Genomic DNA, 23469 nt, shown 5'->3' with positions numbered 1-23469 from the left:
GCCCCGCAACTGGCTACGCTGCCCCGGTGCGCGACATCGATCTGAGCTCCCTGGTCAAGGCCTACGACGTGCGTGGGGTGGTCCCGGACGACTGGGGCCCGGCCACGGCCGAGGCGCTCGGTGCGGCGTTCGCCGAGGTCGTCGTGCTTCCCGGGGCGCCGAACGGGCCGCTGTCCGCGCGGCGCAGCGTGGTGCTCGGCCGGGACATGCGTGAGTCGGGTCCGAGCCTGGTGGACGCGTTCGCCCGGGGCGTCACGAACCGCGGCGTGAACGTCGTCCGGATCGGGCAGTGCTCCACGGACGGGCTCTACCACGCCTCCGGCGTGCTCGACGTCCCCGGCGCGATGTTCACCGCGAGCCACAACCCGGCCAAGTACAACGGCATCAAGATGTGCCGGGCCGGTGCCCGGCCGGTCGGTGAGGCCACCGGCCTCGCCGAGGTCCGCTCGCTGGCCGAGCGCTACCTCGCGGAGGGCCTGCCGACCCCGGTCGAGGACCCTGGGGTGGTCTCCGACCGCGAGATGCTCGCGGACTACGCCCGCTTCCTGCGCTCGCTGGTGGACCTGAGCGCGATCCGTCCGCTCAAGGTCGTCGTGGACGCCGGCAACGGCATGGCCGGCCTGACCGTCCCGGCCGTGCTCGGGACGGAGGGCGGGCAGCCCGAGCTGCCGCTCGACGTCGTGCCGCTCTACTTCGAGCTGGACGGCTCGTTCCCGAACCACGAGGCCAACCCGCTCGAGCCGGAGAACCTGCGGGACCTGCAGGCCGCGGTCGTCGAGCACGGTGCGGACCTCGGCCTCGCGTTCGACGGCGACGCGGACCGCTGCTTCGTGGTGGACGAGACCGGCCGTGCGGTCAGCCCCTCCGCGATCACGGCGCTCGTGGGCCTGCGTGAGGTCGCCCGCGAGCGTTCCGAGGGCCGGACCCCGGTCGTGATCCACAACCTGATCACCTCACGTGCGGTCCCTGACCTGCTGACGTCGGCGGGCGCCACGACGGTGCGCACCCGGGTCGGCCACTCGTTCATCAAGGCCGAGATGGCCGAGCACACCGCGGTGTTCGGCGGCGAGCACAGCGCCCACTACTACTTCCGGGACTTCTTCTTCGCCGACACCGGCATGCTCGCGGCGATGCATGTGCTCGCGGCACTGGGCTCGGCGCGGGACGCGGCCGGAGACCCGGTCGCCCTGTCCGCGCTCGCGGAGGCCTACGAGCCGTACGTGGCGAGCGGGGAGATCAACTCCCGGGTCGCCGACGTGCCGGCAGCGCGCGCTCGCGTGATCGACGCGTACGTCACCGAGCAGGGAGCCGGGCCGGTCGACGTCGACGAGCTCGACGGCATCACGATCAGCCACTGGGACACCACCCCCCGCTGGTGGTTCAATCTCCGGGCGTCGAACACCGAGCCGCTGCTGCGGCTCAACGTCGAGGCCGAGGACGAGGACGTCATGGTCAAGGTTCGGGACGACGTCCTCGGGCTCGTGCGGGCGGAGGCCGGCCCGGCATGACCGAGCTGCCCGGCTGGGCCCGAGAGCTGCTGCGCTGCCCGGCCTGCCACGCCACCCTGGCCGACGCCGACGGGTCGCTCGCGTGCACCGGCTGCGCGCGGGTCTACCCCGTGCGGGACGGGGTGCCGGTGCTGCTGGTCGACGAGGCGGAGCCCGGGCCCACGGGCGAGGTCTGAGTGTCGACCTCGGGCGGCACCCGCGCGATCCTCGCGGCGCTCGCCGCGAACCTCGGGATCGCCGTGACGAAGTTCGTCGCGTTCCTGCTCACGGGGTCCTCGGCGATGCTGGCCGAGTCGGTGCACTCGGTCGCCGACTCGGGGAACCAGGTCCTGCTCATCGTCGGCGGCCGGCGCGCGTCGCGCCGGGCCGACACCGAGCACCCGTTCGGGTACGGCCAGGTCCGGTACTACTACGCGTTCCTCGTCGCGATCGTGCTCTTCACGCTCGGCGGGCTCTTCGCGCTGTTCGAGGCCTGGGAGAAGTTCCACGACCCGCACCCGATCGAGGGCCCGTGGTGGTGGGTGCCGCTCGCGGTGCTCGGCGCGGCGATCGTCATGGAGGGTCTGTCGCTGCGCACCGCGATGCGTGAGGCGACGCCGCACCGGGGTTCTCAGGGCTGGTGGCGGTTCATCCGGACGTCGCGCTCGCCGGAGCTGCCGGTCGTGCTCCTGGAGGACAGCGGGGCGATCGTCGGTCTGCTCTTCGCGCTCGTCGGTGTCTCGATGACCCTGGTGACCGGCGACGGGCGGTGGGACGCCGTGGGGTCCGCGGCGATCGGTCTGCTCCTCGTGGTGATCGCGGTGGTCCTCGCCCGGGAGACCCAGTCGCTGCTGCTCGGCGAGGCCGCGACGCCCGAGCACATCACCGCGATCCGCACCGCCCTGGTCGGTGATGGCGTGGACTCCGTGATCCACCTGCGCACGATGCACCTCGGTCCCGAGGAGCTGCTCGTCGCGGCCAAGATCGCGGTGCCGGCGGCCTCCACCGCAGCCGAGGTGGCCGACGCGATCGATGCCGCGGAGGCGCGTGTCCGGGCCGCGGTGCCGCTGTCCAGGCTCATCTACCTCGAACCGGACCTGCGACGCCGGACTCCCTGATGTCGCCGGTGCGGTGGGTCGCGGTGGTGGTGACGCTCGCGCTCGCGGGATGCACCTGGCCGGGCACTGCGTCCGTCGACTCATCCGCTCCGGCGAGCCCGGCGGGCTCGACCGGCGTGTCGCAGAGCACCGCCGTCACCGGCTCGGCCTCCGCGGCGGCGAGCCCGCGAGCGAGCGCGCAGGCGACGTCGCCGGCCGTGCCGCCCGCGAGCGGCACCGAGTGGGCAGGCGACGTGCCGCCGACCCGGCCGCGCGGCGCCGGTGCGACAGGTGCCTCGATCATCGAGATCGGCCCGGCCCTGGCCGCCCGGATGTCGTCGTCGTGGCGACCGGGGTGCCCGGTGCCGCTGGCGGACCTGCGCTACGTCCGGGTGCCGTACCTGGACCCGGACGGGCGGACGCGGGTCGGCGAGCTCGTGGTGCACGCCGACCAGGCGGAGGCGATCGCCGGGGTCTTCCTCGAGCTGTGGCGGATCGGGTACCCGATCGCGTCCATGCGGCTGGTGGACGACTTCGGCGGCTCGGACGACGCCTCGATGGCCGCCGACAACACCTCGGCGTTCAACTGCCGGCCGATCACGGGTGGCACCGCGTGGTCCGAGCACGCCTACGGGCGGGCGCTGGACCTCAACCCGGTCGAGAACCCGTACGTGCGTGGTCGGCACGTCGCGCCGGACGCGGGCTCGGCGTTCGTCGACCGTCCCGACGAGCCGATGGTGCTGCACGCCGGGGACCCGGTGGTCGAGGCGTTCGCCGCGGCCGGGTGGCTCTGGGGTGGGGAGTGGACCGGCGGCGTGCTCGACTACCAGCACTTCTCGGTGACGGGACGTTGACGGCCCCGCGGGGCGCCCACGGCCTGCGCTCCGCCGAGCCGCTCAGTACGGGTCGGGCACCCCGTGCGGGAGGCGGGCGACCTGCTGCTCCTCCGCGGCGGTGCGCGCCGCGACCCGGGACGCGTGGGCGAACTCCCGGTCCCGGCGCTCGGCGAGCACGGCTGCGATGAACCGCTCGGGGTGCGTGCCGAGCGGTGGCCCGGGGGCGACGTACTCCTCGACGCGGGCGGCGAGCTCGGTGCCCAGCGTCCGGCGGGAGGCCGGGTTGAGCTTCGTGGTCCGGCCGAGGAACTGCCGGGCGCTGAGTGCCAGACCGTCGGGCAGCCGTCGGATGTCGGCCGCGTGCGCCCACCGTGCGAGCTCGGGCGGCATCACGACCGGTGGGAGCGCCCGCTGCCCGCCGCGGATGCGCACGGCGTAGGTGCCGGCGAGCAGATCGCCGACCCGCTTGCCCTTGCGGTTCACCAGCGACGTGATGAGCGCGACCGAGCCCATCGTGATCCAGAGCTCGAAGACACCGACCAGGGCGCGGATGAGCGCGTGCCGGAAGCGGATCGGCCCGCCGTCGTCGCGAACGATCCGCAGCCCGACCGCGAGCTTGCCGAGCGACCTGCCGCGGCTGAGCGTCTCGACCGCGGTCGGCGCGCCGACCAGGAGCATGACGACGAGGACGAGCGACCAGGCGGTCGCTGCCGCCTGGTTCATGCCACCGCCCGCGGCGAACCCGACGATCACGACCACGAACCCGACCGTGAGGGTCACGGTGGCGTCGATCAGCGCGGCGAGGATCCTGGACGCGAACGACGCAGGTCTGGCGTCGAGCGCGACACCCTCGCCGATGAGGATCTCGTCCGACATGCTCCTCCTGACGTCGCGGTTGGGTCGCCTCGCTGTGGCAGGCTACCCGCCGTGGACCTCGACGCGTTCTCCGCCGTGCACGCAGCCAGCTGGCGACGCCTCGACGAGCTCGTTCGGCGCAAGCGGCGCACCGGCGCGGAGGCCGACGAGCTGGTCCGGCTCTACCAGGAGGTGGCGACGCACCTGTCGATGGTGCGCTCGGCCGCTCCCGACCCCGCGGTGATCTCGCGCCTGTCCGAGCTGCTCGGGCGGGCCCGGGCGGCGATCGCCGGGTCGCACGACCCGTCGTGGCGTGACGTCGGCCGGTTCTTCGTCGAGACCCTGCCGGCCGCGCTCTACCGGGTGCGGTGGTGGAGCATCGCGGTCACCGTCGCCTCGGTGGCGATCGCGGTCGTCGCGGGTGCGTGGTTCGTCAGCTCGCCCGAGGCACAGGCTGCAGCCGGCCCGCCGGGTGCGCTGCGCAGCTACGCCGAGCAGGCGTTCCAGAACTACTACGTGGAGTACGACGGCGCGAGCTTCGCGGCCATGGTGTGGACCAACAACGCCTGGATCGCGGCCACCTGCGTTGCCTTCGGCATCACGGGTCTGTGGCCGCTGTACGTGCTGTTCAACAACGCCGTCAACGTCGGTGTCGCGGGCGGCATCCTCGCGCTGCACGACGGCCTGCCGGTCTTCTTCCAGCTGATCCTGCCGCACGGGTTGCTGGAGCTCACCGCGGTGTTCGTCGCCGGGGGTACGGGACTGAAGCTCTTCTGGACGATGGTCGACCCCGGGGGCCGGCCGCGGTCGCGCGCCCTCGCCGAGGAGGGCCGAGCGCTGTTCACGGTCGCGATCGGGCTCGTCGCCGTGCTGGGTGTCTCGGGGCTGATCGAGGGCTTCGTGACGCCGTCCACGGTGCTGCCGTGGTGGCTGAAGATCGTCGTCGGGGTCGTCGCGTTCGGCCTCTTCTGGGCGTACGTGTGGATCGTGGGGCGCGCGGCCGTGCGGGCGGGTGCCACCGGCGACCTGCGCCGCGGCGAGGGCGCCGACCTCGTGCCGCTCGCCGCCTGACGCTCGAGGCGTCACAGGCGTCCGGCGGCCTTGAGCGCGAGGTAGGTGTCGGCGAGCCGCGGTGCGAGGTCGTCGGGGAGCGCGTCGACCACCTCGACGCCGTAGCGGCGCAGCCGGAGGGTCACGGCGGCCCGCTCGAGCTCGGTGCGCTCGGCAGCGGCGGCGTCGTAGACCTCGGCAGCGCTCCCGCGGCTCGTCGCGAGCTCGGCCACCTCGGGGTCGGCCACCGAGGCGAGCACGACCGTGTGGTCGTGCGCCAGGGGAGCGACCACCGGCAGGAGCCCGTGGCTCACGGCGGCCGGCTCGAGCGCGGTGAGCAGCACGACGAGCGAGCGCTGGGAGAGCCGCTGGTCGATCGCCGAGATCGTCGCCGGCCAGTCCATCTCGACGAGGGTCGGGTCCACCGGCGCGAGCGCGTCGGCCAGTGCGGGCAGCAGCCGAGGCCCGGCCGCGCGCGCGACCTGGGCCCGGACCCGCCGGTCGTGCGCGATGAGGTCGACGCGGTCGCCGGCGTGCGAGGCCAGTGCGGCGAGCAGGAGGGCGGCCTCGATCGCCGCGTCGACGCGCGGCAGCTCGCCGATCCGGGCTGCGGCCGTGCGTGAGGTGTCGAGCACGATGAGCACGCGGCGGTCGCGCTCGGGCCGCCAGGTCCGCACGACGACCTCGGAGCGGCGGGCCGTGGCGCGCCAGTCGATCGAGCGCACGTCGTCGCCGATCACGTACTCGCGCAGCGAGTCGAACTCGGTGCCCTGGCCGCGCACCTGGACCGCGGCCCGGCCGTCCATCTCACGCAGTCGTGCCAGCCGGCTCGGCAGGTGCCGGCGGGAGGCGAACTCGGGCAGGACGCGCAGCCGCCCGGGCACGTCGGCGGACAGCTGGCGGGCGGCCATGCCCATCGGGCCGAACGAGCGCACCGTGACCCGGTCGGCGGCGCGGTCCCCGCGTCGGGTCGGCAGCAGGGGGGTGACCAGGCGGGCCGACTCGCCGGCCGGCAGGCTCACCCGATGGCGGTTCGACGTCGCCCCGGCCGACGGTTGCCACGCGTCCCGGACGACGCCGCGCAGCCGTCGGGCGCCCGTGTTGGTCACCACCAGGCTCGAGCTCGTCGGCTGGGTCAGGCGGACCGAGGCCGGAACGGTGCGGCGCACGACGACGTCGCGGGGTGAGGCGGCCAGCGACAGGTCGACCAGCACCACCAGGAGCACGACGAGCGCCCAGCCGAGCACCACCGCGTACTGCGGGACGAGCAGCACCGGGATCGCACCGAGGGCCGCCAGGACGACGGCCCGCCAGGAGACCGCCATGCTCAGCGCGGCACCGGAACGGCGCCCAGCACGGTGTCCAGGACGCTCTCCGCGGTGACTCCCTCGAGCTCGGCCTCGGCGCGGAGCTGAACCCGGTGCCGCAGCGTCGGGTGGGCGAGCGCCTTGATGTCGTCCGGGGTGACGTAACCGCGGCCGGCGAGCCAGGCCCAGGCCCGAGCCGTCGCGAGCAGCGCGGTCGCCCCACGAGGCGAGACGCCGAGGGACAGCGACGGGGACGAGCGGGTGGCCCGGACCAGGTCCACGGCGTAGCCGAGGACCTCCGGTGCGACCTGCACGCGCGCGACCTCGTGGCGCGCGGCGGCGAGCTGGGCCGCGTCCGCGACCGGGCGCACGCCGGCTGCCGCGAGATCCCGCGGGTCGAAGCCCGTCGCGTGCCGGCGCAGCACCTCGATCTCGTGGTCGCGCTCGGGCAGCGGCAGGGTGAGCTTGAGCAGGAACCGGTCGAGCTGGGCCTCGGGCAGCGGGTAGGTGCCTTCGTACTCGACCGGGTTCTGGGTCGCGATCACCAGGAAGGGGTCGGGCAGCGGACGGGGCTGGCCGTCCACCGACACCTGACGCTCCTCCATCGCCTCGAGCAGCGACGCCTGGGTCTTCGGCGGCGTCCGGTTGATCTCGTCGGCGAGGAGCAGGTTGGTGAACACCGGACCTTCGCGGAACGAGAACTGCGCGGTGCGCGCGTCGTACACCAGCGAGCCGGTCACGTCACCGGGCATGAGGTCCGGGGTGAACTGCACGCGGGTGGTCTCCAGGTCGAGCGCCGCCGACAGCGTGCGGACCAGGAGCGTCTTGGCGACGCCCGGGACACCTTCGAGCAGCACGTGCCCGCGGCACAGCAGCGCGATGACCAGGCCGGTCACCGCCGCGTCCTGACCGACCACGGCCTTCGCCACCTCGGCGCGCAGCGCCCCGAGACCGGCGCGCAGCTCCGTGGACGGCGTGAACCCGGCGGGTGCCTGCGGTGCTGCGTGGACCGCGGCCGCCTGGGCGGGAGCCGTCGGCGCCGGTGCCTGCTGGGGCATCGACGGCTGCACGGGCTGCGGCGCCGTCTGCGGTGGCGCCGTCTGCGGTGCGGGTTGGGCTGTCGGCGGCTGGCCGGAGGGCGCGAGCGGGGCGGGTGTCCCGGCGCCGTCGCCGGCGGGCGGGGGAGGGTAGTCGGTCACGTGCGATGAACCTCGCTCTCGAGCTGGTCGAGCGCCCTGGTCAGCACCAGGAGCTCCGCGTCGTCGGACGGTGGTGGGCCGTACAGCAGGCCGGCGACGTCGTGGGTCGGACGACCCGTCGCGGAGGCCACGGCCTCGATCATGGTGGGGGCATCGGCGGAGGCCGGCAGGCCGAGCCTGACCGCCGTGCGTCGAGCCACGGCGGCCCGCAGGGCCGCGGCAGCGTGCCCGCGGCTGCGGGCCCGGCGGTAGAGCCGGCCCCGGCCCCGGGTCGTCTCGGCAGCGCGAACGGTGACCGGCAGCGGTTCGCTGACCACCCGACCCAGCGCGCGGCCGCGCCACACCGCGGCGACCAGCACCACGAGCCCGAGGAGCGCGGCGAACGGCCCCGCCCACGGCGGCAGGTTGGCGAAGCCCGTGGCGGACCCCTCGCTGGTCCCGGTGCCCAGCAGCGACGGACGGAACCAGATCAGGTGGTCGTGGTGCCCCAGCATCCGCAGACCGAGCGCCGCGTTGCCCTGCTCGGTCACCGACCCGTTCGTCAGGATCGTGCTGTCGGCGAGCACCCGGACGGTTCGGCCGCCGGCCTCGACCACGGCGTAGCCGCCGGTCTGCGGGTCGTTGGTGGCGGTGAAGCAGAGCTGACCCGACCCGCCCGTCAGGGTGACCGAGTACACCAGGTCGGACACCAGCTCCGCGGCGGTCGCGTCCGGGTCGTCGCAGTTGGCCGAGCGAAGCTGTGCGCTGGGCGCCCAGGTCTCCGCGACCTGCCCGTCGGTGAGGACGTCCAGGGCGTAGGAGTCGCCGTCGATGACCACGAGGTCGGCTCCGGTCCGGGCGAGCTGGTCGAGGTCGGCGTCGGTCAGCAGCAGCGAGCCGACGATCGCGAGGGTCGTGCCGGGCTGGGCGAGGGCGACGGCGTCGGCCGTGGTCTGCACCTCGTGCACGACGACACCCTGGTCGCCGAGCACCTGTGCGAGCGCGCGGACACCGGTGCTGCCCGGGTTGTCCACCGCGAGCGGCTCGCGCGACACCTGCGGCTGGATGAGGGCCGCGAGCAGGGCGGCGGTCAGCAGCAGCGCTCCGATCAGCACGGGCAGCCGCCAGCGACGCCAACGTCGTCCGGCGACGCTGCGTGGCGGCTCGCCGCCCAGCCGGACGGGCTCGGAGGTCGTCTGGCTCATCCGACGGCCGCCGGTTCGGGTGCCACGGGGCGGGTCCGGGTGACCGCCTGGTCGAGGTCGCGCATCCACGCCGCCGCGTCGGCGTCCGGCGTGAGGTCGCCGTAGCACACGTCGTCGAACAGCCGGCCCGCCGAGGTGAGATCGTCGGCCAGCGACGGAAACCGCTGCGACGCGACGGACGCGGCCTCGTCCGCGGTCCTGCCCGGCCGCGGGTCGAGCACGGCACGTTCCTCGAGCGAGCGCAGGATGGCCCGGAACCGGTCGAGGACCGCGTCGGCCCAGCGGCCCGCGGCTGCGTGCTTCTCGGCGTCGGCGCGCAGCTGGGCGGCCGTGCGGGTGTCGTCGACGAGCACCTCGTGCGAGACGCGGGCTGCTCGTCGGGCCCGCCGGATCGGGCCGGCCACGAGCAGCGCGATGACGACCACGACGGCGACGACCACGACCGTGACGAGCGCCGCGGCTCTCTGGTCGATGGCACCGAGGGCCTGCTGGGCCTGGCCGAGCTGCTCGAGGAGCCAGTCGAGGAAGCGCTGCAGGAGGCTGGGCTGCTCGTGGTAGATCGGGTCGAGGAGCTCGGCCTCCAGCCAGGCGCGAGCCTGGTCGGCGTCGGGATCCACCGGCACGTCGAGCAGCACGGCGGCGGCGACCGCGAACGTCACGCGCGCGTCACCCGACCTCTGCCGCGTGCCCGAGCTCGATGTCGAGCCCCTCGCGGCGCATCCGGACGTCGATGTAGAGCAGCGCCACGACGGGGGCGAGGAACGCCAGCGAGACGACCATGCCGAGCGCGTTCGCCGCGATCGTGACCACGACGTAGACGAACTCCGAGGCGCCCGTGGCCAGGATGAGGCCGGCCACCAGGCCGATCGGCGTGGCGATCAGCTGCTGGACGATGTACACGAGGAAGGAGGCGACGACGTAGATCCCGAGGATCCGCCAGAACGACCCCCGGCTGAGCTTCCAGCCGCGCACCACCGACGCCCACATGCCGCGGCCTTCGAGCACCAGGGCAGGCGGCACGAGCAGGGTGCGGATCGTGAACCAGACGGTGAGCGCGAGGCCGGCCAGGGCACCGAGGACCAGGAGCGCGACTCCCGCACCGGTCGTCCCGCCGGCCAGCAGCGCGATGCCGGGCAGCAGGATCAGCGCCCAGCCGAGGAGCTGGACGATGCCGACCACGATCAGGTACGGGATCAGCAGGAGCGCGCGCTTGCCGTACTGCGCCCAGACCTCGCCGACCGACACCCGCTGACCGATCACCGAACGGCTGACCGATGCCGTGAGGAGGCCGGTGAGCACCGTGGTCGCGACGAACTGGACGAGCAGCGCACCCGGCAGGGTCCCGACGCTCGCGCTGTAGACATCGACCAGCTGCCCCGTCTCGGTGGGGCTGGCCCCGAGCGTGCCGAAGACGTCGGTGAACCAGCCGCTCAGCCGCGGCATGACGGCGTAGGCGAGGGCGATGCCGAGCAGCGAGCCGATGGCGACCACGATCGCCGGCAGCCCGAACATGACGCGCGGGTTGTCCCGGACGGAGCGGAAGGCGCCGTCGAAGATCTCGCCGAAGCCGAGTGGCCGCAGCGGCACGATCCCGGGCTGGACCGGGGCGGGCTCGTAGCCGATCGGTTGGCCGTGCTGGGGCTGGCCGTACTGGGGCTGGCCGTACTGGGGCTGGCCGTACTGGGGCTGGCCGTACTGGGGCTGTCCGTACTGGGGTTGGCCGTACTGCGGCTGCCCATATCCCGGCGGCGCGGGCTGGGGCTGTCCGTACCCGGGCTGCCCGTACCCGGCTCCCCCCCACTGGCCCGGAGCCGGTTGCCCGTACTGGGGTTGGCCGTACTGCGGTCCGCCGTACTGAGGCTGTCCGTACTGGGGCTGTCCGTACTGGGGCTGTCCGTACTGCGGTTGGCCGTACTGCGGTTGGCCGTACTGCGGTTGCCCACCCTGGGGCTGAGCAGGCTGACCTGCGCCGTACCCCGGGACGCCCTGCGGCTGGCCCCAGCCCGTCGGGGCGGGCTGGGCAGGCTCGGCCGGGGCGCCCTCGGGCGTCGCGTCGCCGTTGCCCGGCTGCTCGCTCATCTGCTGTCCCCCTCGAGGTCGGAGCTGACCGGCGACCATCGTGCCACGCCTGGGAGGGTCAACTCCGGCGCCACGTGCACGCGGTGCCGCCAGGGGGGTGACACCATGGGTGCATGAAGGGACGCATTCTCGTGGTCGACGACGACGTCGCCCTGGCCGAGATGATCGGGATCGTGCTGCGCTCCGAGGGCTTCGAGCCGCAGTTCTGCGCACACGGCGACGAGGCCATGGACGCCTTCCGGGCCGGGCAGCCCGACCTCGTGCTGCTCGACCTCATGCTGCCGGGCAAGGACGGTACCGAGATCTGCCGGATGATCCGCGCCGAGTCCGGCGTGCCGATCGTCATGCTCACCGCCAAGAGCGACACGGTGGACGTCGTGCTGGGCCTGGAGTCCGGGGCGGACGACTACATCCCGAAGCCCTTCAAGCCCAAGGAGCTGATCGCGCGGGTGCGCGCGAGGCTGCGTCGCACCGATGAGCCGACCCCGGAGCACCTGACGATCGGCGACCTGGAGATCGACGTCACGGGGCACCGGGTCTCGCGAGACGGCGAGCTCATCCCGCTCACCCCGTTGGAGTTCGACCTGCTCGTCGCCCTCGCTCGCAAGCCCTGGCAGGTGTTCACCCGCGAGGTCCTGCTGGAGAAGGTCTGGGGCTACCGTCACGCGGCCGACACCCGGCTCGTCAACGTGCACGTCCAGCGGCTCCGCTCGAAGATCGAGCACGATCCCGAGCACCCGGAGATCGTCGTCACCGTCCGTGGCGTGGGCTACAAGGCGGGCGCGGAGCAGGCGTGAGCGGTGCGGTCCGGGCCGGCAGGTTCCGGCGCACCCTTCGCCTCGGTCGGCTCCGCACGGCGAGGTTCCTCTCGTCGGCGGTGTACCGCTGGCGCGCCTCGCTGCAGATCCGGGTCATCACCTCGACCCTGGTGGCCGGCACGGTCGCGCTGCTCGTTCTGGGTGGCTACCTGTCCGGCTGGATCCGGGACGGCCTCTTCGAGGAGCGCCTCGACCAGCTGCTCGAGGAGAGCGCACGGGCGACCCAGCAGGCGCAGTCCAACCTGTCCGCCACGTCCACGTCGACGCCGGCCGAGATCAGCGCCCTGCTGAGCGACCTGGTCCGCGCGCTCCAGGTGAGCGGGTCGGGCCAGCCCGAGGTCTTCCTGCGCCGGGTGCCCGGCGACTCGCCCATCCTGGTGACCGACCAGATCACCCAGCAGGCCTACCTGCCACTGATCACGCCCGAGCTGCGTGAGGCCGTGCGCTCCTCGGAGGAGCAACGCTGGATGTCGGTGGCCATCCCGCAGGAGGACGGCTCGGTCGAGCCGGGCCTGCTGGTGGGCTCGCTGGTCACCGTGCCGGCGGTCGGGCCGTACGAGCTGTACTTCCTGTACAGCCTGGAGCCCGAGCAGCGCACGCTGTCCTTCGTGCAGCAGGTCCTGGCCGCGGCCGCCGCCGGCCTGGTGGCGCTGATCGGGGGGATGACCTGGCTGGTCACGCGGCAGGCCGTGCAGCCGGTGCGCAGCGCCGCACGCGTCGCCGAGCGGTTCGCGGACGGGCACCTGTCCGAACGGATGATCGTCAAGGGCGTCGACGAGATGGCGACCCTGGCCCGGAGCTTCAACGACATGGCCGGCTCGCTGCAGGACCAGATCGCGCGGATGGAACAGCTGTCCCTGATGCAACGCCGGTTCGTGTCCGACGTCTCGCACGAGCTGCGCACGCCGCTGACCACGATCCGGATGGCGGCCGAGGTGCTGCTGGAGGCGCGCGACGAGCTGTCGATGGCCCCGGCCAGGTCCGCCGAGCTCCTGGGCACGCAGCTCGACCGGTTCGAGGACCTGCTCGCCGACCTGCTGGAGATCTCGCGGTTCGACGCGGGCGCGGCGATGCTCGACGCCGAGGCGGTCGACGTGCGGGACGTCGTCACCCTCGCGGTCGACCAGGCCGAGCCGCTCGCCGCCCGCAAGAGCGTCTGGCTGCACGTCGAGCTGCCCGCCGACCCGGTGGTCGCCGACGTCGACCCGCGCCGGGTCGAGCGGGTGCTGCGGAACCTGCTGGTCAACGCGATCGAGCACGCCGAGGCCAAGCCGGTCGAGGTGAAGCTCGCCGCGGACCGGCGGGCGCTCGCCGTGACGGTGCGTGACCACGGCGTGGGGATGACGCCGGAGGAGGCCGCGCACGTCTTCGACCGGTTCTGGCGAGCCGACCCGGCGCGCACCCGGACGACGGGTGGCACGGGTCTCGGCCTGGCGATCTCGATCGAGGACGCCCATCTGCACGGCGGGCGGCTCGAGGCGTGGGGCCGCCCGGGCGAGGGCGCGGTGTTCCGGTTGACGCTCCCGTTGCGTGCCGGGCTCCCGCTCGAGGGATCCCCGCTGCCGCTCGGCCCGGCCGCACCGACGGCCGAGGTCCGCCCGGCAGGCGCCGCCGACCCGACCGCCGTGCCCGATCTCGAGCCCTGGGAGACGGCATGACCAGGCTTCGCACCGTCGCGCTGGCGCTCGTGCTGGCGCTGCTGACCGGGTGCGCCACGATCCCGACCTCGGGCCCGATCGGCACGGGCGACGTGGCGCTGACCGAGCCCGGGCGTCCGATCCCGCTGGCGAACGACCCGCCGCAGGACGCCACGATCCAGGGGATCGTGCAGGGGTTCCTGGTCGCCGCGGCGGCCGGGCTCGCCGACCAGTTCGTCGTGGCGCGCAAGTACCTCACGGTCCAGGCGTCGACCGCCTGGGCCCCGGACGCGGGCGTCGTCGTCTACAACGCGCGCACGCAACCGGAGATCGCGGTGAACGAGGACGACGGCACGGCCGTCGTGACGATCCCGCTGCAGGGCACGCTGGACGAGAACGGCGTGTACACGGAGGCCCCACCGGAGGTCACCCAGGAGCTCGCTCTCGAGCTCACCAGGACGGCGGACAACCAGTGGCGGATCTCGTCCCTGCCGGACGGCGTCGCGATGTCGACCACCGACTTCGACCAGTTCTACCGGCAGATGCCGCTCTACTTCGCCAGCGCGGACGTCACCCACCTCGTGCCCGACCTGCGCTGGTTCCCGGTCAACGGCGCCGCCAACTACGCGGTCCGTGCGCTGCTCGCCGGGCCGTCGGCCTGGTTGCGCGACGCCGTCCAGACGGCCGCACCCGAGGGCACCCGGCTCGGTGCTGCGGGCGTGGTGGTCGCGGACGGCGTCGCGACGGTCGACCTGACCTCGGTGGCCGCCAACGCGTCCACCGAGCAGCGCTCGGTGCTGCTGGCCCAGCTCGGCGCGACCCTCGAACGGGCGCCTGGCGCGGCGGTGTCCGACGTCGAGGTGATCGCCGGCGGCGGCGAGCCGTGGACGACCACGCCGGCGGACCTGGTGCGCGATCCTCAGCCGGACACCGGGCCCTACCTGCTGGCGGCGGGTCAGCTGCAGGTCCTCGAGGACGGCGAGATCGTCCCGGTCGACGGGGTCGGCCGGCTCCCCGCGGATGCGAGCGACCCCGCGCTGTCGATGGACGGGACCGTCGTCGTCGCGCTGGCCGGTTCGAGCCGGCTGGTCTCCCTCACGGCGAGCGGGTCGGACCCGGCCACGCTGCTGAGCGGGACGGACCTCGTCTCGCCGTCGGTCGACCGGTTCGACTGGACATGGACCGCCGAGACCGACGCGGGTACCGACCTGCTGGCCGTCTCGCCGGACGGCGAGCGGGTCGCGGTCACCGGCGACTGGCTGACCGGCACCTCGGTGCGGTCGATCGCGGTGGCCCGGGACGGCAGCCGGATCGCCGTGGTGCACACCGGGGCCGGCGACCAGCGCGTCGTCATCGATGTCGCGGTGGTCCTCCGGGACGAGACGGGCCGGCCGCAGCGGCTCGGCGCCAGCATCCAGGTCGGGGCGTCGATCTCGGACGCGTCGCAGGTCGAGTGGGTGGACGAGTCGACGCTCGCGGTGCTCGGCCTGAGCGGATCGCTCGTCGTCCCCGCGGTCCACCTGGTGCCGGTGGGCGGCCAGTCGTCCGCGCTGCCGCTGGTCGACGGCACCCGCTCGGTCGCCGCCGGGCGGGGTGACCGGTCGATCTACCTCTCCGACGACGAGGGCAGCCTGCTGTGGCGGCAGGGCACCGCCTGGGTGCCGGTCGTGGCCGGCGTGCAGGACCCGGTCTTCCCGGGCTGAGCAGCGGGCAGGCCCTGGGGACGACGAGTCGGGCGGCCTCACGGCCCGGCAGGCTGTGGGCGTGGAGACCCGGGAGCTGCGCGGCGCGAGGCGCCGGGCCTCGGTGCTGGCCGCGGTGCAGGACGTGGTCGGGCTCGTGGTGCCGGTCTGCTGCGCGGGGTGCGGCGAGGCGGACGTGGCGTGGTGCGGGCGGTGCGCCGAGGCGCTGCAGGTCGTGGCCCGTCGCGAGGCCGACGTGCCACGGCTCGACCGGATGGACGGTGCCCCCGTGCTCCCGGTGTGGACCGCGGCCGCCTACGCGGGCCCGGTGCGTACGGCGATCCCGGCCTGGAAGGACGGCGGACGCGCGGACCTCACCCGGGTGATGGTCGACGCGGTGCGGTCCGCGGCCGAGGTGGTTGCCCGGGAGCTCGGGCCCGTGCGACCCGTGGTGGTCTCCGTGCCGACCGGCCGGGCGGCACGTCGGCGTCGCGGCGCCGACCTCGTGGGGCTGCTCGCCGACGGCGTCGCGGCCGAGCTCGGTGCCCGACGTGAGCGAGGTCTGCTCGCCAGGCGGGTCGGTGGGGACCAGGTCGGTCGCGGCGCGCGGGCACGCGGTGGTGTCGCCGCCGAGTACCGGTTGCGGCGTGCGGTCACGCCCGGCGCGGTGCACCTGCTGGTGGACGACGTGGTGACCACCGGCGCGACGCTCGCGGCCTGCACCGATGCGCTGACGGCGGGCGGCGCGTTGGTGATCGGTGCGATCGCGCTGGCGGCGACGCCGAGTATCACCCCCGTTGCGCTTCTCCCCGGCCGATCGGGGATATAACGTCGGTACATGGAGCTGTACCGCAGACCGGCTCAGGGGGCCCGGTGCGGGGCCGCACCGCTCCAGGTGCGCAGCTCACGGCCACCGATGCCCCTGCCGGGCCGCAGGCCGCGTGACGGGAGGTGGTGCTCGCCGACCGCCCCGTGAGGGTGTTCCCGTCGTCCACCGGGTGGTCCTGCGCCACCCTCGCTCAGGAGGTTGCACCATGGAGATCGCCGTCGTCGGGCGTCACGTCGAGGTCCCGGACCGCTTCCGGCGTCACGTCGAGGACAAGCTGGAGAAGGTCTCCCAGCTCGCCCCCAGGGCGCAGCGCGTCGACGTCGAGATCACCCATGAACGGAACCCGCGCCAGTCCGAGACTAGTGAGCGGGTCGAGCTCACCGTCCGGGGCAAGGGGCCCGTGGTCAGGGCCGAGGCGAGTGCCGACGACCCCTACGCCGCGCTGGACCTGGCGACCACGAAGCTGATGGAGCGCCTGAGGCGCTCGCGCGACCGCCGCAAGGACCACCACAAGAACGCCCCCGTCCCGGTACCGACCGAGCCCGAGCCGGTCGAGTCCGACGAGTCCGACGAGCTCGTGACGGTCGCCGAGGACGGCACCGTCGAGACCCTCTGGGGCGACTCGCCGGTCGTGATCCGCGAGAAGCTGCACCGGGCCCAGCCGATGTCGCTCGACGACGCGCTGTACGAGATGGAGATGGTCGGGCACGACTTCTTCCTCTTCGTCGACGCCGAGACGAACCTTCCCTCGGTGGCCTACCGGCGCCGCGGGTGGAGCTACGGCGTGATCCGGCTGGACGCACCGGTGAGTGCGCCGGCGGCAGCCGTCTGAGCCCGCTCGTCAGCTGAGCCTCGATCACGGGGCACCGTCGCCGCACGGCCGCGTGTCGGTGGCCCGCGCAAGGATGGCCGGGTGACCGCGGAGCTCAGCCTGTCCCAGGCGCGCCGCGTCGCGCTCCGGGCTCAGGGCCTCGACGCCCCGCGCCCGGCCGCCGGCCCGGTCGGCCTGCGCCGGCTGATGTCGGTGGTCGATCGGCTCGGGCTGCTCCAGATCGACTCGGTCTCGGTGCTCGCCCGGGCACACCTCGTGCCGGTGTTCTCCCGGCTCGGGCCCTATGACACGTCGCTGCTGGACCGGGCGGCCGGGCGCCGGCCGCGGCGGCTCACCGAGGCCTGGGCGCACGAGGCGTCGCTCGTCCCGCCCAGCACCTGGCGCCTGCTCGGGTTCGACCGCCGGTCCTGGCGCGACCGGATGTGGTCGAAGCCGGACGGCTTCGTGCACACCCACGCCGCCGAGCTCGACGAGGTGCGGCGGATCGTGCGGGACGAGGGCCCGGTCACGGCGCGCCAGGTCCACGAGCACTTCGCGCACACGCACCCGCACGCGGGCGGCGGCTGGTGGGACTGGTCGGTGGCCAAGGAAGCCCTCGAACGGCTCTTCTTCGTCGGCGAGCTGGCGATCGCCGGCCGCACCACGACGTTCGAGCGCCGCTACGACCTGGTCGAGCGGGTGCTGCCGGGCGAGGTGCTCGCCGCGCCGGAGCCGGACGAGGCGGACGCGGTGCGCTCGCTCGTCGCGATCGCGGCTCGGGCGCACGGTGTCGCGACCGTCGGGTGCCTGGCCGACTACTTCCGGATGTCCGTGGCGCGTGCCAAGCAGGCCGCCGACGAGCTGGTCGAGGCGGGCGAGCTCGAGCCGGTCGAGGTACCCGGCTGGCGGCGGCCCGCCTACCTGCACCGCGCGGCCACGGTGCCCCGACGCGCCACCGGGCGAGCCTTGCTGTCCCCGTTCGACCCGTTGGTCTTCGAACGCCGCCGGCTCGAGGAGCTGTTCGGCACGCGGTACCGGATCGAGATCTACACGCCGGCGGCGAAACGGGTGCACGGGTACTACGTGCTGCCGTTCCTGCTCGGTGAACGGATCGCGGCCAGGGTCGATCTCAAGGCCGACCGCAGCCGCGGCACGCTCCAGGTCCGGGCGGCCCACCACGAGCAGCACGGCGATCGACGCGCACCGCCGCGCGAGTCGATCGCCGTGGAGCTGGCCGCGGAGCTCGACCTGATGGCCGACTGGCTCGGTCTGGGGGAGGTCGCCGTGGTTCCCGAGGCGTTCGGCGATCTCACGGTGGACCTCGCCGCCGCGATCCGCCCGCGAACCTCTACGCTCCGCGCGTGACGCACCCTCGCCCGCGCGACCTCGCACTCGTGGTCGCGGCCGGCGTGCTCTGGGGTACGGGGGGCCTCAGCGGCGCCGCGTTGGCGAACCAAGGTCTCGGACCGCTCTCGGTCGGGACGTACCGTCTCGGGGTCGGCGGCGTGCTGCTGCTCGTCGGCCTCGCCGTGGCCGGGAGGCTGCACCGCGTCCCGCTGACCCGGCCTGCGCTCGTCCGGATCGCGGTGACCGGCGCGCTCGCGGCCGTGTACCAGGCGGCCTACTTCGCGGCGGTCTCGCTCGGTTCGGTGAGCGTGGCGACGCTGGTCGCCCTCGGCGCCTCACCGGTGATGGTCGCCGGGCTCACGGCGGCGCTCGACCGCACCGCGCCGCCGCCGCGCGTCGTGGTCGCCATCGGGCTCGCGCTCGGGGGTCTGGTCCTCCTGCTCGGGGCGCCTGCGGGGGGTTCCGAGCCGCTGCTGGGCGCGTTGCTGGCCCTGGTGCCCGGCGCTGCGTTCGCCGTGCTGACCGTCGTGAACCGGACGCCGGCCACGGGCCTGGGCGCGCTGGAGCTCACCGGGGTCTCGTTCACGTTCGGTGCCGTGCTGCTCGCACCGTTCGCGATCGTGGTCGGCGGGGGCTGGCGACCGGCCGGAGGGGTCGGCGTCGCGCTGCTCGTCTGGCTCGGACTGGGGCCCACGGCCATGGCTTACAGCGCGTACTTCTCCGGGTTGCGCACCGTGCCCAGCACGACGGCGAGCCTCATCGTCCTGCTCGAGCCGCTCACCGCGACGGTCGGCGCGGCGTTGCTGCTGGGCGAGCGGATGACACCGCTCGGGTTGCTCGGCGGCGCGCTGCTGGTGGCGGGCATCCTCGTCGGGCGAGTTGCGCCTACCATGGCCGTTGGTCCGCGGCGGCCCACCTTCGGGCGGCTGTGACCTCGTCGCGCGCCGACCGGCGCACGACGCCACCGACCATGGAGCGAGCGTGGCAGTCCTCGACAGGATCCTTCGGATGGGCGAGGGGCGCGTCATCAAGCGTCTCTCCGGGATCGCCGACCAGGTCAACGCCCTCGAGGACGGTTTCGTCGCACTGAGCGACGCCGAGCTCCGCGAGGAGACCGACCGGTTCCGTGCCCGGCTCGCCGACGGCGAGACCCTCGACGACATCCTGCCCGAGGCGTTCGCCGCGGTGCGTGAGGCCGCCAAGCGCACGCTCGGCCAGCGACACTTCGACGTGCAGATCATGGGCGGTGCCGCGCTGCACCAGGGCAACATCGCCGAGATGAAGACCGGTGAGGGCAAGACTCTCGTCGCGACGCTTCCCTCGTACCTCAACGCCCTCACCGGCAACGGCGTGCACGTCGTCACGGTGAACGACTACCTGGCCGGGTACCAGTCGGACCTGATGGGCCGCGTTCACCGGTTCCTCGGCCTGACGACCGGGTGCATCCTGGTCGGGCAGACGCCCGAGGAGCGTCGGGAGCAGTACGCCGCGGACGTCACCTACGGGACCAACAACGAGTTCGGCTTCGACTACCTGCGCGACAACATGGCGTGGCGACCCGAGGACCTCGTCCAGCGTGGGCACCACTTCGCGATCGTCGACGAGGTGGACTCGATCCTCATCGACGAGGCCCGTACCCCGCTGATCATCTCCGGGCCGGCCTCGGGTGACGCCAACAAGTGGTACTCGGAGTTCGCGAAGCTCGTCCTGCGGCTCAAGCGCGAGGACGACTACGAGGTCGACGAGAAGAAGCGCACCGTCGGCGTGCTGGAGGGCGGGATCGAGAAGGTCGAGGACTACCTCGGCATCGACAACCTCTACGAGTCGCTCAACACGCCGCTGATCGGCTTCCTGAACAACGCGATCAAGGCCAAGGAGCTGTTCACCCGCGACAAGGACTACGTCGTGATGGGCGGCGAGGTGCTGATCGTCGACGAGCACACCGGCCGCATGCTCCCCGGCCGCCGCTACAACGAGGGGATGCACCAGGCCATCGAGGCCAAGGAAGGCGTGCAGATCAAGGCGGAGAACCAGACCCTCGCCACGATCACCCTGCAGAACTTCTTCCGGCTCTACGACAAGCTCGCCGGGATGACCGGTACCGCCCAGACCGAGGCGGCCGAGCTGATGAGCACCTACAAGCTCGGCGTCGTGCCGATCCCGACCAACCTGCCGATGATCCGCAAGGACCAGCCGGACCTGGTCTACAAGAACGAGGACGCGAAGTTCGTCGCGGTGGTCACCGACATCGTCGAGCGGCACGCGGCCGGACAGCCCGTCCTGGTCGGCACCGTGAGCGTCGAGAAGTCCGAGCACCTGTCCAAGCTGCTCCGCAAGCAGGGTGTGCCGCACGACGTGCTGAACGCGAAGCAGCACGCCCGTGAGGCGGCGATCGTCGCGCAGGCCGGCCGCAAGGGTGCCGTGACGGTCGCGACCAACATGGCGGGTCGAGGGACCGACATCATGCTCGGCGGCAACGCGGAGTTCATGGCCGTCGAGGAGATGTCGCGCCGTGGCCTGGACCCGGCCGAGAACCCCGAGGACTACGAGGACCTGTGGCCGCAGGTCCTTGCCGACACCCAGCGTTCGGTGGCTGCGGAGCACGACGACGTGCTGGGGCTGGGCGGGCTGTACGTGCTCGGCACCGAGCGGCACGAGTCGCGCCGGATCGACAACCAGCTGCGCGGTCGCTCGGGCCGCCAGGGCGACCCGGGGGAGTCGCGGTTCTACCTGTCGATGACCGACGACCTCATGCGGCTGTTCAACTCCGGCCTGGCCGAGTCGATGATGAACCGCGCGGGCTTCCCGGACGACCTGCCCATCGAGTCCAAGATGGTCACGCGTGGCATCCAGAGCGCGCAGAGCCAGGTCGAGGCGCGCAACTTCGAGATCCGCAAGAACGTCCTGAAGTACGACGACGTGATGTCCCGCCAGCGCGAGGTGATCTACGACCAGCGTCGCCGGGTGCTCGAGGGGGAGGACCTGCACGAGCAGGTGCAGCACTTCGTGCACGACGTGATCAGCGGCTACGTCGCCGTGGCGACGGCCGAGGGCACCCCCGAGGGCTGGGACCTGGAGGCGCTCTGGACCGCGCTGCGGGCCGTGTACCCGGTCTCCCTCGAGGTGGACGAGGTCGTCGAGGAGGCCGGTTCGTTGGCCCGCCTGACCTCGGAGATGCTCGTCGAGGAGCTCGTCTCGGACGCGCGCGTCGCCTACGCCGCCCGTGAGGAGCAGCTGGGCTCGGACAACATGCGCACGCTCGAGCGGCGCGTGGTGCTGTCGGTGCTGGACCGCAAGTGGCGCGAGCACCTGTACGAGATGGACTACCTCAAGGAGGGCATCGGGCTGCGGGCGATGGCGCAGCGCGACCCGCTCGTGGAGTACCAGCGAGAGGGCTTCCAGCTCTTCGAGGCGATGTCCGAGGCCATCAAGGAGGAGTCGGTCAGCTACCTGTTCAACCTCGAGGTGAAGGTCGCCTCGCCGGACGAGTCCGGGGAGGGCGCCGGCGAGGGCGCCGCCGGTCCGCAGATCACCGCGGCCTCGGCGGCAGCGACCGCAGCCGCCGCACCCGCGGCGCTCGCCGGTGCGGGCAGCGACACCGGGGACAAGGGTGGCGACGGGCAGGCAGCGCCGCCGCGCCGGGCGCGCAAGGCGACCCCGACGCTCATCGCGCAGGGCCTGGAGGGTCCGGAGCGGCGCGTCCCGCTGTCGTACTCCGCGCCGAGCGTGGACGGTGACACGACGCCGGCGGTGTCGGCCGAGCCCGGGGCGAAGGCTCCGGAGAAGGACGGGATCACCTATCCCGGAACGCCCCGCAACGCCCAGTGCCCGTGCGGCTCGGGCAAGAAGTACAAGGTCTGCCACGGCAAGAACGAGGCCTGATCAACCGATCTGCAGCACCGTGACCCGCCAGGCCCGGCGGTGCACCTCGAGCCGTGCCGCCGCGGCCCGGACCCGCTCTCCGTCGTGCAGCACGACGGTCGCCTCGGCGACCCGTGGTGAGAGCCGCGCGACCCGGGTGGACCGGACCGTCGCGCGACGCCGGTGCCGCGGCGGCTGGAGCGGTGCGCGTGCGCTGAGCTGCTCGTAGACCTGGGGTGTCACCCAGCGAGTCAGCTGGACCAGCGGTCGGCTGCCGGACAGCGCCTCGACCGCGGCGAGGACGACGGCGCCTGCCAGCGGTGTCGGGTCGGCGGGCGCGGTGGACGGGGCCTGCGCGCCCGGCACCGCCCACGGCTCGTCGACCGGCGGCGCGAGCACCGAGCGCGTCACCGGGTGGCGCAGCACGATCTCTCGGGGATCCGGCCCGGCCCCTCGTGGCTCGGCGATCGGCGGCAGGAGCAGTCGCGGCCGGACCGGTGCCGGCGGGCGGCGGCGCGCCACGGCGACGGCGGTCACGGGGTCGTCTCCGGGACCACGAGCACCTGGCCCGGGAGCAGCAGGTCGGGATCCGAACCGATGACCTCACGGTTCGCGGCGTACCAGGCCGGCCAGGCACGGGCCACCTCGGCATCCGTCGGCGCACCGGGAAGATGGGCGGCCGCGAGAGCCCAGAGCGAGTCGCCGTGCCGCACCACGACGGTGTCGGCGCCGGGGGAGGTGGCCGATCCGGCCGACGCGGCGCTCGCGGCTGGCCCGGCATCGGACGTGGCCGGCCGGGTGGCGGACTCGCCCGCGGAGGCCGTCTCGGCGTCGGCTCTCGCGGGCTCGCCCGGCGTTGCGACGGCGACCTCCGCCGCAACGGGCTGACCGGCCCCGGTCAGGTCGAGGGCGCCCACGGCGCCGGCGACGGTCGACGCAGCGTCGTCCTCGGCGGCGGGCGTCGGCGAGGCGGTCTCGGTGACCTGCCAGCCGAGCGACGGCGCCGGCTCGGCAGCGGCCGCGGGTAGCGCACCTGCGCTGAGGCCCAGACCCAGGCCCAGGGCGATCGCCCGGCGCAGTGCCCCGGGCGTCAGGCGCACCGCCAGGGCCTCGACGGCGCGCCAGGTGTGCCCGGCAGCGCGACCGCACCCGGCGACGGCCAGCAGCCCGCAGCCGACCGTCAGCACACCTGCGGCGATCGCACCGACCGCCAGCGCCGCGGCGGCCACGAGATCGTCGACCGTCACGGCGCCGAGCCCTGAGGACCAGGCGAGCGATCCGAGCCAGCGCGTGGTGATCCCGAGCACGACCGCGAGCGCGATGGCGCGGACCGTGAGCCAAGACGAGGCTTTGATCTCGTTTGATCTCGTTTGATGCATGCAGGGTAGGT

The 23469-nt window shown here is 73.6% G+C and carries 21 protein-coding genes and 1 pseudogene; 14 read left to right on the top strand and 8 right to left on the bottom strand.

What is annotated here, in order from left to right:
• Positions 1 to 26 precede the first annotated feature (26 nt).
• The 4 genes from OEB99_RS07550 to OEB99_RS07535 are packed head-to-tail and all read left to right on the top strand — an operon-like array spanning position 27 to position 3438.
• A complete protein-coding gene (locus OEB99_RS07550) occupies positions 27 to 1508 on the top strand; it encodes a phosphomannomutase/phosphoglucomutase (RefSeq protein WP_263509397.1) in 1482 nt (493 codons plus the stop codon).
• Complete coding sequence (locus tag OEB99_RS07545) at positions 1505 to 1684, top strand: Trm112 family protein (protein WP_263509396.1); 180 nt, start codon at positions 1505 to 1507, stop codon at positions 1682 to 1684. The genes OEB99_RS07550 and OEB99_RS07545 overlap by 4 nt, the downstream gene beginning before the upstream one ends.
• Entirely contained in the window at positions 1685 to 2605 is a 921-nt protein-coding gene (locus OEB99_RS07540; protein ID WP_263509395.1) for a cation diffusion facilitator family transporter, read from the top strand. It abuts the gene before it with no gap.
• A complete protein-coding gene (locus tag OEB99_RS07535; RefSeq protein WP_263509393.1) occupies positions 2605 to 3438 on the top strand; it encodes a M15 family metallopeptidase in 834 nt (277 codons plus the stop codon). Before OEB99_RS07540 ends, OEB99_RS07535 begins: the two co-directional genes overlap by 1 nt.
• 42 nt (positions 3439 to 3480) lie before the next feature.
• Here OEB99_RS07535 and OEB99_RS07530 read toward each other — a convergent pair whose 3' ends face one another.
• On the bottom strand, positions 3481 to 4296 hold the full coding sequence (locus OEB99_RS07530; protein ID WP_263509392.1) for an RDD family protein: 816 nt from the start codon (positions 4294 to 4296) through the stop codon (positions 3481 to 3483).
• 51 nt (positions 4297 to 4347) lie between these two features.
• Here OEB99_RS07530 and OEB99_RS07525 point away from each other — a divergent pair, with 51 nt between their 5' ends.
• The gene (locus tag OEB99_RS07525; RefSeq protein WP_263509391.1) at positions 4348 to 5346 is read left to right on the top strand and encodes a stage II sporulation protein M; all 999 of its coding nucleotides are present in this window, start codon (positions 4348 to 4350) and stop codon (positions 5344 to 5346) included.
• A gap of 11 nt (positions 5347 to 5357) precedes the next feature.
• On the opposite strand, the gene OEB99_RS07520 is transcribed toward OEB99_RS07525, so the two are convergent.
• The 5 genes from OEB99_RS07520 to OEB99_RS07500 form a co-directional block, all read right to left on the bottom strand.
• A complete protein-coding gene (locus OEB99_RS07520; RefSeq protein WP_263509390.1) occupies positions 5358 to 6650 on the bottom strand; it encodes a DUF58 domain-containing protein in 1293 nt (430 codons plus the stop codon).
• Positions 6651 to 6652: 2 nt separating this feature from the next.
• Positions 6653 to 7690, bottom strand: a complete 1038-nt coding sequence (locus OEB99_RS07515; protein ID WP_263509389.1) for an AAA family ATPase — start codon at positions 7688 to 7690, stop codon at positions 6653 to 6655.
• 137 nt (positions 7691 to 7827) lie between these two features.
• The gene (locus tag OEB99_RS07510) at positions 7828 to 9015 is read right to left on the bottom strand and encodes a DUF4350 domain-containing protein (RefSeq protein WP_263509387.1); all 1188 of its coding nucleotides are present in this window, start codon (positions 9013 to 9015) and stop codon (positions 7828 to 7830) included.
• Positions 9012 to 9674, bottom strand: a complete 663-nt coding sequence (locus OEB99_RS07505; protein ID WP_263509385.1) for a DUF4129 domain-containing protein — start codon at positions 9672 to 9674, stop codon at positions 9012 to 9014. Before OEB99_RS07505 ends, OEB99_RS07510 begins: the two co-directional genes overlap by 4 nt.
• Positions 9675 to 9681: 7 nt before the next feature.
• The gene (locus OEB99_RS07500; RefSeq protein ID WP_263509384.1) at positions 9682 to 11094 is read right to left on the bottom strand and encodes a hypothetical protein; all 1413 of its coding nucleotides are present in this window, start codon (positions 11092 to 11094) and stop codon (positions 9682 to 9684) included.
• Between the two features lie 113 nt (positions 11095 to 11207).
• On the opposite strand from OEB99_RS07500, the gene mtrA reads away from it, so the two are divergent.
• The 9 genes and pseudogenes from mtrA (at position 11208) to OEB99_RS19775 (ending at position 22100) form a co-directional block, all read left to right on the top strand.
• Positions 11208 to 11891, top strand: coding sequence for an MtrAB system response regulator MtrA (gene mtrA, locus OEB99_RS07495; protein ID WP_263509383.1), 684 nt, complete (start codon positions 11208 to 11210; stop codon positions 11889 to 11891).
• Positions 11888 to 13570, top strand: coding sequence for an MtrAB system histidine kinase MtrB (gene mtrB, locus OEB99_RS07490; protein ID WP_263509382.1), 1683 nt, complete (start codon positions 11888 to 11890; stop codon positions 13568 to 13570). Before mtrA ends, mtrB begins: the two co-directional genes overlap by 4 nt.
• Positions 13567 to 15252, top strand: coding sequence for an LpqB family beta-propeller domain-containing protein (locus tag OEB99_RS07485; RefSeq protein WP_263509381.1), 1686 nt, complete (start codon positions 13567 to 13569; stop codon positions 15250 to 15252). Before mtrB ends, OEB99_RS07485 begins: the two co-directional genes overlap by 4 nt.
• 61 nt (positions 15253 to 15313) lie before the next feature.
• A complete protein-coding gene (locus tag OEB99_RS07480) occupies positions 15314 to 16060 on the top strand; it encodes a ComF family protein (protein WP_263509380.1) in 747 nt (248 codons plus the stop codon).
• Positions 16061 to 16265: 205 nt separating this feature from the next.
• A complete protein-coding gene (gene hpf, locus OEB99_RS07475; RefSeq protein ID WP_263509379.1) occupies positions 16266 to 16892 on the top strand; it encodes a ribosome hibernation-promoting factor, HPF/YfiA family in 627 nt (208 codons plus the stop codon).
• 81 nt (positions 16893 to 16973) lie between these two features.
• Positions 16974 to 18236, top strand: coding sequence for a winged helix-turn-helix domain-containing protein (locus tag OEB99_RS07470; RefSeq protein ID WP_263509378.1), 1263 nt, complete (start codon positions 16974 to 16976; stop codon positions 18234 to 18236).
• The gene (locus OEB99_RS07465; protein WP_263509377.1) at positions 18233 to 19150 is read left to right on the top strand and encodes a DMT family transporter; all 918 of its coding nucleotides are present in this window, start codon (positions 18233 to 18235) and stop codon (positions 19148 to 19150) included. The genes OEB99_RS07470 and OEB99_RS07465 overlap by 4 nt, the downstream gene beginning before the upstream one ends.
• A 76-nt stretch (positions 19151 to 19226) precedes the next feature.
• Positions 19227 to 21693: pseudogene (gene secA, locus OEB99_RS07460) on the top strand (preprotein translocase subunit SecA); the annotation flags it as partial.
• The gene (locus OEB99_RS19775; RefSeq protein WP_411910677.1) at positions 21684 to 22100 is read left to right on the top strand and encodes an SEC-C metal-binding domain-containing protein; all 417 of its coding nucleotides are present in this window, start codon (positions 21684 to 21686) and stop codon (positions 22098 to 22100) included. The pseudogene secA and the gene OEB99_RS19775, both read left to right, overlap by 10 nt.
• Here the strand turns inward: OEB99_RS19775 and OEB99_RS07455 are convergent, their stop codons facing one another.
• Entirely contained in the window at positions 22101 to 22616 is a 516-nt protein-coding gene (locus OEB99_RS07455; RefSeq protein WP_263509375.1) for an Rv3235 family protein, read from the bottom strand.
• A complete protein-coding gene (locus OEB99_RS07450; protein WP_263509373.1) occupies positions 22613 to 23458 on the bottom strand; it encodes a LysM peptidoglycan-binding domain-containing protein in 846 nt (281 codons plus the stop codon). Before OEB99_RS07450 ends, OEB99_RS07455 begins: the two co-directional genes overlap by 4 nt.
• Between the last annotated feature and the right edge of the window lie 11 nt (positions 23459 to 23469).

Origin of the sequence: Actinotalea endophytica (genome assembly GCF_025717005.1) — a bacterium.
Classification (GTDB): Bacteria; Actinomycetota; Actinomycetes; order Actinomycetales; family Cellulomonadaceae; genus Actinotalea.
Note: the sequence above shows the minus strand (reverse complement) of the source record. Positions and strands in the feature narration are given on the sequence as shown.